This is a genomic window from Geodermatophilus sp. SYSU D00525, from assembly GCF_054050475.1.
The window spans coordinates 17,421-30,111 of record NZ_JBJGZK010000016.1 but is presented as its reverse complement, the minus strand read 5'-3'; the positions used below and the strand labels follow the sequence as shown (position 1 = coordinate 30,111).

Sequence of the window (12,691 nt, the reverse complement as noted above, 5' to 3'; positions counted from 1 at the left end):
TGCCCCACGCCCGTGGCGGCGGGGCGTTCCGGACGTGTTCCCCCGCGGGGGATCAGGTGCGGCGAGCACACCGGTACCCACCGTGCGAGACCCCGCCTACCCTGCGGTCGTCGATCGGCCGAGCGGGAGGTTCCGCCGATGGTCGCCCCCACCACGAGCCGGCGGGTCGTCGAGTCGCCGGGCCCCATCGACAGGAGCGGCCGGACGCTCGGGCTGGCCACCGCCGGCGTGCTCCTGCTCGACGGCGTCGGCGGCGGCCTCGCCGTGGCGTCCGGCTGGAACACCCCGGCCGAGGCATGGAGCGGACGGGCCGTCGCCGCCGCGCCCGCTCCGGTGATGGTCGCGCAGGCCACGCTCGCCGCGGCAGCGGTCCGCTGGCCCGGCCGGCGCGGGGCTGCGGCGGCCGGGCTGCTCGCCGCCGTGTGCCTGCTCAGCAGCCTGTCCGGCTTCTTCGACGGCCAGCTCGCGAGACCGGGGTTGCCCCGCCACCTCCTCGGGGTGCAGCTCCTGCTGGTCGGGGTGACCTCGGGCGTCGGGGCGCTCGCGGCGGTCCGGGCCCGGCGTCTGCTGCGCAGCGGGGAGTGACCCGGGGCGGCCGGTGGCCCGACCGGGACGGGGCCGGCCGAGCCGTCGGCTGAGCGCAGCACCAGGGCACGACAGGGGCCGGTGACCGCTGGCGCTGGTCACCGGCCCCTGGGTGTGCCGGGTGGATCAGATGTCCGGGTGGATCAGATGTCGTAGTACATCGCGAACTCGTGCGGGTGCGGGCGGAGGCGGATCGGGTCGATCTCGTTCTCCCGCTTGTACTCGATCCACGTCTCGATCAGGTCGGGCGTGAAGACGCCGCCGTCGATCAGGTACTCGTGGTCGACCTCGAGCCGGTCCAGGACGGCGTCCAGCGACGCCGGGACCTTCTCGATGCCCAGGGCCTCCTCGGGCGGCAGCTCGTAGAGGTCCTTGTCCACCGGCGCCGGCGGCTCGATCTTGTTCTTGATGCCGTCGAGGCCGGCCATGAGCATCGCCGAGAAGGCGAGGTAGGGGTTGGCCGACGGGTCGGGCACGCGGAACTCGATGCGCTTGGCCTTCGGGTTGTCGCCCGAGATCGGGATGCGGCAGCAGGCCGACCGGTTGCGGGCCGAGTAGACGAGGTTGATCGGGGCCTCGTAGCCGGGCACCAGGCGGTGGTAGCTGTTCACCGTCGGGTTGGTGAAGGCCAGCAGCGACGGGGCGTGGGCCAGCAGGCCGCCGATGTAGTGGCGGGCGGTGTCGGACAGGCCCGCGTAGCCGGTCTCGGCGTGGAAGAGCGGCTCGCCGTCCTTCCAGAGGCTCTGGTGGCAGTGCATGCCCGAGCCGTTGTCACCGAACAGCGGCTTGGGCATGAAGGTGACGGTCTTGCCCGCCTGCCAGGCCGTGTTCTTGATGACGTACTTGAACAGCATCAGGCTGTCGGCGGCCCGCAGCAGGGTGTCGAACTTGTAGTTGATCTCCGCCTGGCCGGCGGTGCCGACCTCGTGGTGACCGCGCTCGAGCTCCAGCCCGACGTTGGTCAGGTTGGTCATCATGTCGGCGCGCAGGTCGCTGTAGTGGTCGTAGGGCTCGACCGGGAAGTAGCCGCCCTTGGGGCGGGTCTTGTAGCCGAGGTTCGGGCCGACGCCGTTCGCGCCGGTCGCGGAGCCGGAGTTCCAGGAGCCCTCGACCGAGTCGATGTGGTAGTAGCCCTCGTTGATCCCCGTGTTGTGGCGGATCGAGTCGAAGACGTAGAACTCCGCCTCCGGGCCGAAGTAGGCGGTGTCGGCGATCCCGCTGCTGGCGAGGTACGCCTCGGCCTTCTTCGCCACGTTGCGCGGGTCGCGGCTGTAGGCCTCGCGCGTGATCGGGTCGTGGATGAAGAAGTTGACGTTCAGCGTCTTGCTCTTGCGGAACGGGTCGAGGAAGGCGCTGTTGGCGTCGGGCAGCAGCAGCATGTCCGACTCGTTGATCGCCTGGAACCCCCGGATCGACGACCCGTCGAAGCCGAGGCCGTCGGAGAAGGTGTCCTCACCGAACGCCGACGCCGGGATGGTGAAGTGCTGCATGACGCCGGGCAGGTCGCAGAAGCGCACGTCGACGTACTCGACGTCGTTGTCGCGGATGTAGGCGGCGACCTCGTCGGGACTGGTGAACATCGATCCTCCGGTATGGGGCGGACAGCCGACTCGCAAGCTATGGCCGGGGAGTTGCCCCGGGGTGTCCCGTCTGTTTCGGGGCGGTAACAACGGCTCCGGCGTGTCGCACCGGTCGCCGTCGCACGCGGTCGGCCGGGCGTGCTGCGGGCGGGTCCTACGCTGGTGGACATGGTCGGGGACGCGCAGCCACCCTCTCAGGAGCGCCGGCGGGGCGCGTCGCTGGGCCTGCCGGGGAGCGGGCCCGGGTCGCTGGCGCCCTTCGGCACCCGCGTGCTGGCGTTCCTGGTCGACGCGTTCCTCTCCGCCGTCGTCGCGGCCCTGTTCACCGCGCCGGACCTGCCGGGCAACTGGAGCCTGCTGTCGTTCGCGGTGGTCTACGTCGTGTTCCTCGTGGCGGTCGGGCAGACGCCGGGGATGCGGCTGCTGGGCCTGCGGCTGGCGCACCCGCACCCCGCGTCCCGGCTGGCGCTCTGGCGGGCCGTCGTCCGCACCGGGCTGCTCATGCTGCTGGTGCCGGCGCTGGTGGTCGACGCCGACGGCCGCGGCCTGCACGACCGGATCACCGACACCGCCGTCGTCCTCGACAGGTGATCGTGCGGCGCGAGCGGCCGGCCGACGCCGCCGCCGTCGACGCGGTGCACCGGGCGGCGTTCCCCACGGACGTCGAGGCCCGGTTGGTGGGGGAGCTGCGCGCGGACGCCGGCTTCCTGCCGCACCTGTCGCTGGTCGCCGTCGACGGGGACGACGTCGTCGGGCACGTGATCGCCACCCGCGGGTGGATCGACCCCCTCGACGCCCCGGCGCTCGGGCTGGGCCCGCTCGGCGTGCGGCCGGACCGGCAGGGAAGGGGCGTCGGGACGGTGCTCGTGCACGCGCTGGTCGCCGTCGCCGAGGCCGCGGGGGAGCGCCTCGTGGCGCTGCTCGGCGACCCGGCCTTCTACGCGCGGGCCGGCTTCGTGCGCGCCTCGGACCTGGGCGTCGACCCGCCGGACCCCACCTGGGCCGAGCACTTCCAGGCCCGCCGCCTCGCCGGCCCGGAGCAGCGCGGCACCTTCCGCTACGCGGAGCCCTTCGACTGGCTGTGAACGACGAGAGCCCCGCACCGGGCGGTGCGGGGCTCTCGTCGGGGAGTCCTAGCGGCGGCGGACCTGCCGCTGGCTGACCGTCATCTGCCGGCCGCCGGGCAGCGGGCCGCCGGGGACGGGCGGGCGCGCGCCGCCGAGCGCGGCCAGCCGCCGGCCGAGGGTGTTGACCTCACCGGCGGACAGGTTGCGGGGCAGCTTCATCACGTGGGCGCTGAGCTTGCGGAGGGGGACCTGCCCCTCCTCCTCGCCCACGGTGACGTCGTAGATCGGTGTGTCGCCGATGACGCGGGCGATGCGCTTCTTCTCCTGCGCCAGCAGGCCGCGGACGCGGACCGGCGAGCCCTCGCCGACCAGGATGACGCCCGGGCGGCCGAGCACCCGGTGCACCGCGTCGAGCTGGGCGGTGCCGGCGACGCCGGCGGAGACCCGCCAGTCACCGCGCATGCCCTCGAGCACCCACGCGGCGGCACCGGGCTGGCCCTCGACCTGGCGGTAGGCCGAGCCCTGCGCGCGGCGGCCGAAGACGATCATCGCGGCCAGCACGCCGAAGAGGACCGCGATCGGCAGGAAGAGGAACGGCGCCCCGAACAGGATGGCCAGCAGCTCGATGACGCCGGCCACCGCCACGAAGGCGATGAGCATGTACCACGGCAGCCTGGGGTCGTTCTTCCGCGTCAGCGAGTAGGCCTGCTTGATCATGCGGACCTGGTTGCCGACCTTCTTCAGCCGGCCCACCTTCGGCTCGCCGTCCTTGCCGGTCTTCACGGGCTTGCCGGCCTTCCCCGCCGCGGTGGCACCGCCCGTCGACCGGCCGCGCCCCGCGGCGGGGCCCCGGCCGGCGTTGCCGGCGGGAGCGGGGGAGTCTGTGGGCTTGCTGCGTGCCATGTCCCCAGGATAGGGGCGTCGCGCAGCGGTCCCGGTGAGCCCGCGGGGCGGTCAGCCCCGAGTGGTGAGACCGCGGGCCTCGACGGCCTGCTGGTAGAGCCGCCCGGCCCGGTAGGAGCTGCGCACCAGGGGCCCGGCGAGGACCCCCGGGAAGCCGATCTCCTCCGCCGTCTTCTGGAAACCGACGAACTCGTCGGGCTTGACCCAGCGGACGACGGGGTGGTGCCGCGGCGAGGGCCGCAGGTACTGGGTGATCGTCAGCAGGTCGCAGCCGGCCTCGTGCAGGGCGCGCATGGTCTCGACCACCTCGCCGGGCTCCTCGCCCATGCCGAGGATGAGGTTGGACTTGGTGACCAGCCCGGCCTCGCGGGCGGCGGTGATCACCGCGAGCGACCGCTCGAAGCGGAAGCCGGGGCGGATGCGCTTGAAGATCCGCGGCACGGTCTCGACGTTGTGCGCCAGCACCTCGGGCCGCGAGGAGAACACCTCGGCCAGCTGGCCGGGGTCGGCGTTGAAGTCGGGGATGAGCAGCTCGACGCCGCAGCCGGGGACGGCGGCGTGGATCTGGCGGACGGTCTCGGCGTAGAGCCAGGCCCCGCCGTCGGGCAGGTCGTCGCGGGCGACGCCGGTGACGGTGGCGTACCGGAGCTGCATCGTCGCGACGCTCTCGGCGACGCGGCGGGGCTCGTCGGCGTCGAACTCGGCGGGCTTGCCGGTGTCGATCTGGCAGAAGTCGCAGCGCCGGGTGCACTGGTCGCCACCGATGAGGAAGGTGGCCTCCCGGTCCTCCCAGCACTCGTAGATGTTGGGGCAGCCGGCCTCTTCGCAGACGGTGTGCAGGCCCTCGCGGCGCACCAGCGACTTGAGCTCGGTGTACTCCGGGCCGGTCTTGAGCCGGGTCTTGATCCACTCCGGCTTGCGCTCGATCGGGACCTGGCTGTTGCGCACCTCCAGGCGCAGCAGCTTGCGGCCCGAGGGGCCGATCCGGGACGGCTCGGAGGTGCTGGTCGCCACCGTCTCGCTCATGATCCCCACCGTACCCCCGGACGGCGATCGCCCCCGCCGCCCCGAGGGCAGCGGGGGCGATCGGCGCGCGGGTACCGGATCGTCAGGCCTGGCCGGCGGCGGGCCCGGCGGTCGGGCCCTCGTCCGCCCCGCCGCCGCTGGTGAACGGCTCGGGCGCGGTCTGGGTCGGGTCGGTGGCGCCGGCGTCGTCGTCGCCGGCCACGTTCTGGGCGTCGCGGATGCCCATGTCGGACTCGGGGGGAGCCGAGTCGCCGGCGACGAACATGGCGTCGGAGACGGTCTTGCCGGAGTCGTCGTTGCTCGGGGAGCTGGGCACGGGGTCCTCTCGGTAGCTGGGCACGGGCCCGTCACCGGCGGGTGCCGGCGTCCACGGGTCCTCGGTCTTGCGGCGCAGGAACGAGAACGCCGCCGCACCGACCGCCAGCGCGAGCAGCACCCACGGCCAGCGGCGCGGCTCGGACTCCGTACCCACCTTCCGCCTCACCTGCGCAGCCTTCTCCGCGGTCTTCCGCGTGGCCTTCCGCCTGGCCTTCCGGCCGGTCTTCGCGGCGCCGCCGACGAGCTCCGCGCGCCGGTGCTCGAGCTCGCCGAGGGCGGTGCCGACGCCGGCGACCAGGCTGTCGCGGGCGCTCCCCAGCGCCGGGACGACGGTGTCCCTGGCGGCGGCCACCCGCGGGGCGACCTCGGCGGCCAGCGCCTTGCGGGTGGCGGCCGAGGCGGCTTCCACCCGGGGCGCGAGGTCCGCGGCGGCCTTGGCGGCCGCGGCACCGGCGGCGGTGAGCGCCGAGGTGACCGCCGGGCCGGCGGACTCGCGGGCGGCGACCACGCGCGGGGTCAGGGCGTCGACGGCGGCGTCGACGCGCTCGCGGGCGGCGTCGAGGACGGGGTTGGCCGCCTCGCGGGCCGCCACCACGCGCGGGGTGAGCGCCACGACGGCGGCGTCGACGCGCTCGCGGGCGGCGTCGAGGACGGGACTGGCGGCGCCCCGGGCGGCGTCCACCCGCGGGGCCAGGGCCTCGCGGGCCGAGGCGACGGCGGGCGCGGCCACCGCGACGGCGGCGGCGACCCTGGGGGCGGCCGCCTCGCGCGCGGCGTCCACGCGGGGGGCGAGTTGCTCCGCGGCGGCCCGGCCGGCCTCCGTGACGGCGGCGCCGAGGTGACTCAGCCCCTCCTGGAGCTCGGCCCCGATGACCTGGCCGCGGGACTGTGTGCGGGACACGGGATGCACCTCCGGGTTGATCGACTCCGGCCATCCTGCCCGCTCCGGCGGGAAGGCACATCCCCGGGAACACCGTCCCGCGCGCTCAGGCCGGGCGGAGCAGCCCTGCGCGGTGGGCGGTCAGCCAGCGCAGCAGGTCGGGGACCGGCATGGGCCGGGCGACGGCGTAGCCCTGGGCGACGTCGCAGCCCAGCGCGGCGAGGCGGGCGGCGGTGGCGAGGTCCTCGACGCCCTCGGCGACCAGGCTCAGGCCCAGGTCGTGGGCGAGCGCGACGGTGTGCCGCACGATCGCCGCGGCCCGCTCGTCGCGGTCGACGTCGGCGGTGAGGCTGCGGTCGAGCTTGAGCTCGTCGGCCGGCAGCCGGCGCAGGTAGGCCAGCGAGCTGTAGCCGGTGCCGTAGTCGTCGATGGAGGTCCGCACGCCCAGGCGGCGCAGCTCGCCGAGCACGGTGCGGCCGCGCTCGGGGTCGGCCATGAGGGTGTCCTCGACCAGCTCCAGGGTCAGCGCGGCCGGCGGCAGCCCCCGCCGGTCCAGCTCGGCGGCGACCTTGCCGGGGAGGTCCAGGTCGGCGACGTTGGCCGCGGACAGGTTCACCGACACCGGCACCCGGTGCTCGTCCCACCAGCGGGTGACCGCGTCGAGGGAGCGCGCGAGCACGGTGTCGGTCAGCGGGCGCAGCAGGCCGGCCTGCTCGGCGGCGGGCAGGACCTGGGCGGGGCCGAGCAGCCCGCGCCCGGGGTGGTGCCACCGCAGCAGCGCCTCGACGCCGACGACGTGGCCGTCGTCCATGGCGACCTGCGGCTGCAGGTGGACGTCGAGCTGGTCCTCGGCCAGCGCGGTGCGCAGCTCCTCCATCGTGCGCAGCCGCTCGCCCGAGCCGCTGGTCGGGTCGGGGACGTAGACGTGCACGCCGGCGCGCTCGGTCTTGGCCGCGTACATCGCCACGTCGGCGCAGCGCAGCAGCTCCTGGACGTCGTCGGCGGGGACCGGCGCGGTCGACACGCCGATGCTCACGCCGACGTGCAGCCGGATGCCGTCGACCTCGAACGGCCGGCGCAGCAGGTCGTGGACGACAGCGGCGCGCTCGGCGGCGGTGTCCAGGTCGACGGCGGGCAGCAGGACGGCGAACTCGTCGCCGCCGAGCCGGGCGAGCACCTCGCCGGGCCGCAGCGCGGGGGCCACCCGCGGGCCGACCTGGCACAGCAGCTGGTCGCCGGCGCCGTGCCCGAGGCTGTCGTTGACCTCCTTGAACCCGTCGAGGTCGAGCAGCAGCAGCGCGGCGGGGGAGGCGGTGGTCGCCGCGGCGACGACGGTGCGGGCGCGCTCGAGCAGGGCGCGCCGGTTGGGCAGCCCGGTGAGCTCGTCGGTGCGCGCCTCCTGCCGGACCACCGCGAACGACCGCACCTCGCGGAAGGTGACCGCGGTGCGGGCCAGCGCGGCGAGCACGCAGCCCACGGCCAGCCACCCGGCGCTGTCGGGCAGGTCGTCGCCGTAGCCGGCGGCCAGCACGGCGAGGGCGGCGAGCGTGCCGGCCAGCGGCAGCGCGACCAGCCGCCAGGTGATGCGCACGCCCTCCTGCCCGGCGCCGCGCCGCGGATCGCCGGTGGTGCGCCACGCGGCCACGGCGGCCAGCAGCACGCCGGCCTGCCACACCAGCTCCAGCGGCCCGCCGTCGGCGTAGCGGCCCTCCGCGCTCAGCACGAACAGGGCGGCGTCGGCGACGCAGAACAGCGCGATGGCCCCGGCGATGGTCAGCAGGGTGCGGTCCAGGTGCACGCCGAGGATGGCGCTGACCCCCACCAGGAGGGCCAGCAGCAGCACGTCGGCGCCGGGCCAGGCGAGCTGGGCGACCGAGACGTGGCTGCTGTCGGTGAGGTAGGGGCCGAGCAGGAACCCGGTGCCGACCGCGGTGGTGCCGAGGGCGGCGACCACGCCGTCGAGCCACATGCTGGGCAGGAACCGCGCGACGCGGGCGCGGATGAGCACGAACAGCGCGACGTAGAGGCTGCCGTAGGCGACCGCGACGCAGGTGTCGGCCACGGGGGCCGGCGTGGTGCCCGCCTGGCCGGTCTCGAGGATGCGGGCGACGTTGCCGGCCGCGCCGACGACGAGCGAGGTGGCCAGCGCCCGCCAGGCGAGGGCCTCGCGGGGGGCGAGCCGGGCGGTCAGCCAGCAGGCGGCGCCGGCCGCCAGCCAGGACAGGTGGTAGAGGACGACGTCGTAGACGACGTCCCAGGCCCGCCCGGGCGGGCGCGGGCCGACGCCGGTCGCGAAGAGGGCAGCGGCGACCGCCGCGACCACCACGAGGTGGCCGCGGGGACCGGTCCCCGCACGCCGGAGGGACACCTGAGTGCGCCGCACGAGGACGACAACGGCCGGTCCGCCGTCCGGGTGCAGTCCGGAGCCCCCCGACCGACCCGTCCGGGTGAGTCCCCGGGCGGTAGACTCGGGGGCGTGACCGGCGGACGCCTGCTTCTCCGGCCGTGCTGACCTGAACGCTCACGTCAGCACGGCGACCCCTCCTGCGTGAGGGGTCTTTTCATGTCCGCCGACGGATGACCCCGGGAGCACCGCGATGAGCCAGACGGCCAGCCAGCCCACGACCGAGCCGGCCGAGGAGGGCGTCCCCCCGCACCGCTACACCCCCGCCCTCGCCCAGCGGATCGAGCTGGAGTGGCAGGACCGGTGGGAGCGGGAGGGGACGTTCCACACGCCCAACCCGGTGGGCCGCCTGTCCGAGGGCTTCGAGCGGGTCGAGGGCCGGCCCAAGACCTTCATCATGGACATGTTCCCGTACCCCTCGGGTGCGGGCCTGCACGTCGGGCACCCCCTGGGCTACCTGGGCACCGACGTCACCAGCCGGTTCCGCCGCATGGACGGCGACAACGTGCTGCACCCGATGGGCTACGACGCCTTCGGCCTGCCCGCCGAGCAGTACGCCGTGCAGACCGGGCAGCACCCGCGGATCACCACCGAGGCCAACATCGCGGCGATCCGGGCGCAGCTGCGCCGGCTGGGCGTCGACCACGACGAGCGCCGCACCTTCGCCACGATCGACCCGGGCTACTACCGGTGGACCCAGTGGATCTTCCTGAAGATCTTCGGCGCCTGGTTCGACGAGGAGGCCGGCCGCGCCCGCCCGGTCGAGGAGCTGGTGGCCGAGCTGGACGCCGGCACCCGTGAGCCCGCGCCGGGCACCAACCCGTCGGGGCGGCCGTGGGCCGAGCTGTCCGACGTCGACAAGCGGAAGGTCGTCGACGCCCACCGGCTGGCCTACCTGCACGAGGCGCCGGTCAACTGGTGCCCGGGCCTGGGCACGGTGCTCTCCAACGAGGAGGTCACCCCCGACGGCCGCTCCGAGCGCGGCAACTTCCCGGTGTTCCGGCGCCCGCTGACCCAGTGGATGATGCGGATCACCGCCTACTCCGAGCGGCTGCTGGCCGACCTGGACCGGCTGGACTGGTCGGACTCGGTCAAGCAGATGCAGCGCAACTGGATCGGCCGCTCGACCGGCGCGCGCATCCGCTTCGCCGCCGGGGACGAGACGATCGAGGTGTTCACCACCCGCCCCGACACGCTGTTCGGCGCGACCTACATGGTGCTGGCGCCCGAGCACCCGCTGGTCGAGACGCTGACCGCGGCCGCGTGGCCCGACGGCACCGACCCGCGGTGGACCGGCGGCGCGGCGACCCCGGGCGAGGCGGTGCGCGAGTACCAGCGGCAGGCCTCGCGGCGCTCGGAGCTGGACCGGCAGAACGAGAGCCGGGAGAAGACCGGCGTGTGGCTGGGCACCACCGCCGTCAACCCGGTCACCGGGCAGGAGCTGCCCGTCTTCATCGCCGACTACGTGCTGACCGGCTACGGCACCGGCGCGATCATGGCCGTCCCGGGCGAGGACACCCGCGACTGGGAGTTCGCGCAGGCCTTCGGCCTGCCGATCGTGCGCACGGTGCAGCCGCCCGCCGACTTCGACGGCGGCGCGTACACCGGCAGCGGCCCGATGATCAACTCGTCGAACGAGCACGTCTCGCTGGACGGGCTGACCGACAAGGCCGCCGCCATCGCGCGGATGACCGAGTGGCTGGTGGCCGCCGGGCACGGCGAGGCGACGACCACCTACAAGCTGCGCGACTGGCTGTTCAGCCGGCAGCGCTACTGGGGCGAGCCGTTCCCGATCGTGTACGACGCCGACGGCCTGCCGCGCGCGGTGCCCGAGTCGCTGCTGCCGGTGCTGCTGCCCGACGTCGACGACTACTCGCCGAAGACCTTCGCCGACGACGACGCCGACTCCCAGCCCGAGCCGCCGCTGTCGCGGGTCACCGAGTGGACGATGGTCGAGCTGGACCTGGGCGACGGGCCGAAGCCCTACCGGCGCGAGACGAACACGATGCCCAACTGGGCGGGCTCGTGCTGGTACTACCTGCGCTACCTGGACCCGACCGACGACGACCGGATGGTCGACCCGGAGCTGGAGCGGTACTGGCTGGGCCCGCGGTCGCCGGGCGACGTCGGCGGCGTGGACCTCTACGTCGGCGGCATGGAGCACGCGGTCCTGCACCTGCTGTACGCCCGCTTCTGGCACAAGGTGCTGCACGACCTGGGCTACGTGTCCAGCGAGGAGCCGTTCCGGCGGCTGGTCAACCAGGGCTACATCTCCGCCTACGCCTACACGGACGAGCGCGGCTTCTACGTGCCCGCCGCCGAGGTGGTCGAGGAGGACGGGCAGTTCCTCTACGAGGGGAAGCCGGTCAACCGCGAGTACGGGAAGATCGGCAAGTCCCTGAAGAACATGGTCACGCCCGACGAGATGATCGGCGCGTACGGGGCGGACACGTTCCGGGTGTACGAGATGTCGACCGGGCCGCTGGAGCAGTCGCGGCCGTGGGACACCAAGGCCGTCGTCGGCTCGCAGCGGCTGCTGCAGCGGATCTGGCGGGTCGTCGTCGACGAGGAGACCGGCGCGGTCCGGGCCGCCGACGACGCCGCGCCGTCCGAGGACGTGCTGCGGGCGCTGCACAAGGCGATCGCCGGCGTGCGCGACGGCATGGCGACGCTGCGGTTCAACGTGGCCATCGCCCGGATCGCCGAGCTGACCAACGCGCTGACCGCGGCCTACGGCGCCGACTCCCCGGTGCCGCGGGCGGTGGCCGAGCCGCTGGTGCTGCTGGTGGCGCCGCTGGCCCCGCACCTGGCCGAGGAGCTGTGGGCGCGGCTCGGGCACGACGGGTCGATCGCCTGGGCGCCGTTCCCGGTGGCCGACGAGCGGTGGCTGGTCGAGGACACCGTGCAGGTCGCCGTCCAGGTCAACGGCAAGGTGCGGGCGCAGGTGACCGTGCCGGCCGACGCCGACGCCGCGGCGCTGGAGGAGGCGGCGCGGTCCGACGAGAAGGTCGCCGCGCAGCTGGACGGCAAGACGGTGCGGCGCGTGATCGCCGTCCCCGGCCGGCTGGTCAACTTCGTCGTCGCCTGACGATCGTCCGTCCCGCCCGGACCCCGGTCCGGGCGGGACGGGCGCTGACGACCGCGTTCCGCTCGGAGCCCGGCCGGGTCAGGCCACTGCGCAGGCCACTGCGGGGGCCGCACCGGCGCGGGAGGTGGTCAGGCCGACGGAGGTGCAGTGCCGCAGCCGGGCCCTCAGGCGGCGGGGGCGAGGGTGAGCACCCGCCGCATCGCCGCCTCCACCGCGTCGACCACCTCGGCCACCGGCACGTCGCGGCCCAGCTCGGCGCTGAGCGAGGTGACCCCGGCGTCGGCGATGCCGCACGGGACGATCGCGCCGAACGCGCCGAGGTCGGGGTCGCAGTTGAGCGCGAACCCGTGCATCGTCACCCCGCGGGCGACCCGCACGCCGATCGCGGCGATCTTGCGCTCGGGCCGGAACCGGCTGCCGGGGCCGGGGGCGTCGGCGGCCACCCAGACGCCGCTGCGCCCGTCGACGCGCATCGTCTCCACGCCGACCGACGCGCAGACCTCCATCAGCGCGTCCTCGAGCCGGCGCACGTGCGCCACGACGTCGACCGGGTCGGGCAGCGCCACGATCGGGTAGCCGACCAGCTGGCCGGGCCCGTGCCAGGTGATCTTGCCGCCGCGGTCGACGTCGACCACCGGCGTGCCGTCGAGCGGGCGCTCGTGCGGCTCGGTGCGCCGGCCCGCGGTGTAGACCGACGGGTGCTCGAGCAGCAGCACCGTGTCGGGCGCCTCCCCGGTCAGCCGCGCGGCGTGGATCTCGCGCTGGCGTGCCCAGGCCTCCTCGTAGGGGACGGTGCCTGCACGGACGACGCGCAACTCGGTCACGGCTCCCAGCCTAGGC

At 74.7% G+C, this 12,691-nt stretch carries 10 protein-coding genes; 4 read left to right on the top strand and 6 right to left on the bottom strand.

Annotated elements, in window-relative coordinates; translation table 11 throughout:
• Nucleotides 1–138: 138 nt before the first annotated feature.
• Nucleotides 139–585: a hypothetical protein gene (locus ACI796_RS14600; protein WP_456941949.1), complete on the top strand. Its 447-nt coding sequence runs from the start codon at nucleotides 139–141 to the stop codon at nucleotides 583–585.
• Nucleotides 586–728: 143 nt separating this feature from the next.
• On the opposite strand, the gene glnA is transcribed toward ACI796_RS14600, so the two are convergent.
• Entirely contained in the window at nucleotides 729–2,165 is a 1,437-nt protein-coding gene (glnA, locus tag ACI796_RS14595) for a type I glutamate--ammonia ligase (protein ID WP_456941948.1), read from the bottom strand.
• Nucleotides 2,166–2,333: 168 nt separating this feature from the next.
• Here glnA and ACI796_RS14590 point away from each other — a divergent pair, with 168 nt between their 5' ends.
• Nucleotides 2,334–2,756, top strand: a complete 423-nt coding sequence (locus tag ACI796_RS14590; RefSeq protein ID WP_456941947.1) for an RDD family protein — start codon at nucleotides 2,334–2,336, stop codon at nucleotides 2,754–2,756.
• On the top strand, nucleotides 2,753–3,250 hold the full coding sequence (locus ACI796_RS14585; RefSeq protein WP_456941946.1) for a GNAT family N-acetyltransferase: 498 nt from the start codon (nucleotides 2,753–2,755) through the stop codon (nucleotides 3,248–3,250). The genes ACI796_RS14590 and ACI796_RS14585 overlap by 4 nt, the downstream gene beginning before the upstream one ends.
• Before the next feature lie 48 nt (nucleotides 3,251–3,298).
• Here the strand turns inward: ACI796_RS14585 and ACI796_RS14580 are convergent, their stop codons facing one another.
• From ACI796_RS14580 to ACI796_RS14565, 4 genes are all read right to left on the bottom strand, one after another.
• A complete protein-coding gene (locus ACI796_RS14580) occupies nucleotides 3,299–4,135 on the bottom strand; it encodes a DUF4191 domain-containing protein (protein ID WP_456941945.1) in 837 nt (278 codons plus the stop codon).
• A gap of 51 nt (nucleotides 4,136–4,186) precedes the next feature.
• Entirely contained in the window at nucleotides 4,187–5,161 is a 975-nt protein-coding gene (gene lipA, locus ACI796_RS14575) for a lipoyl synthase (RefSeq protein WP_456941944.1), read from the bottom strand.
• An 82-nt stretch (nucleotides 5,162–5,243) separates the two neighbouring features.
• Complete coding sequence (locus ACI796_RS14570; protein ID WP_456941943.1) at nucleotides 5,244–6,380, bottom strand: hypothetical protein; 1,137 nt, start codon at nucleotides 6,378–6,380, stop codon at nucleotides 5,244–5,246.
• Nucleotides 6,381–6,465: 85 nt separating this feature from the next.
• Complete coding sequence (locus ACI796_RS14565) at nucleotides 6,466–8,727, bottom strand: putative bifunctional diguanylate cyclase/phosphodiesterase (RefSeq protein WP_456941942.1); 2,262 nt, start codon at nucleotides 8,725–8,727, stop codon at nucleotides 6,466–6,468.
• A 229-nt stretch (nucleotides 8,728–8,956) separates the two neighbouring features.
• Between ACI796_RS14565 and leuS the strand changes: the two genes are divergently transcribed.
• Entirely contained in the window at nucleotides 8,957–11,851 is a 2,895-nt protein-coding gene (gene leuS / locus ACI796_RS14560; RefSeq protein WP_456941941.1) for a leucine--tRNA ligase, read from the top strand.
• Between the two features lie 164 nt (nucleotides 11,852–12,015).
• On the opposite strand, the gene lipB is transcribed toward leuS, so the two are convergent.
• Nucleotides 12,016–12,675, bottom strand: a complete 660-nt coding sequence (gene lipB / locus ACI796_RS14555) for a lipoyl(octanoyl) transferase LipB (RefSeq protein WP_456941940.1) — start codon at nucleotides 12,673–12,675, stop codon at nucleotides 12,016–12,018.
• Between the last annotated feature and the right edge of the window lie 16 nt (nucleotides 12,676–12,691).

Coding starts and splice junctions, on each gene's coding strand:
- ACI796_RS14590 (WP_456941947.1), top strand. CDS start 2,334: ATGGTCGGGGACGCGCAGCCACCCTCTCAGGAGCGCCGGCGGGGCGCG.
- lipA (WP_456941944.1), bottom strand. CDS start 5,161: ATGAGCGAGACGGTGGCGACCAGCACCTCCGAGCCGTCCCGGATCGGC.
- leuS (WP_456941941.1), top strand. CDS start 8,957: ATGAGCCAGACGGCCAGCCAGCCCACGACCGAGCCGGCCGAGGAGGGC.
- ACI796_RS14580 (WP_456941945.1), bottom strand. CDS start 4,135: ATGGCACGCAGCAAGCCCACAGACTCCCCCGCTCCCGCCGGCAACGCC.
- glnA (WP_456941948.1), bottom strand. CDS start 2,165: ATGTTCACCAGTCCCGACGAGGTCGCCGCCTACATCCGCGACAACGAC.
- ACI796_RS14600 (WP_456941949.1), top strand. CDS start 139: ATGGTCGCCCCCACCACGAGCCGGCGGGTCGTCGAGTCGCCGGGCCCC.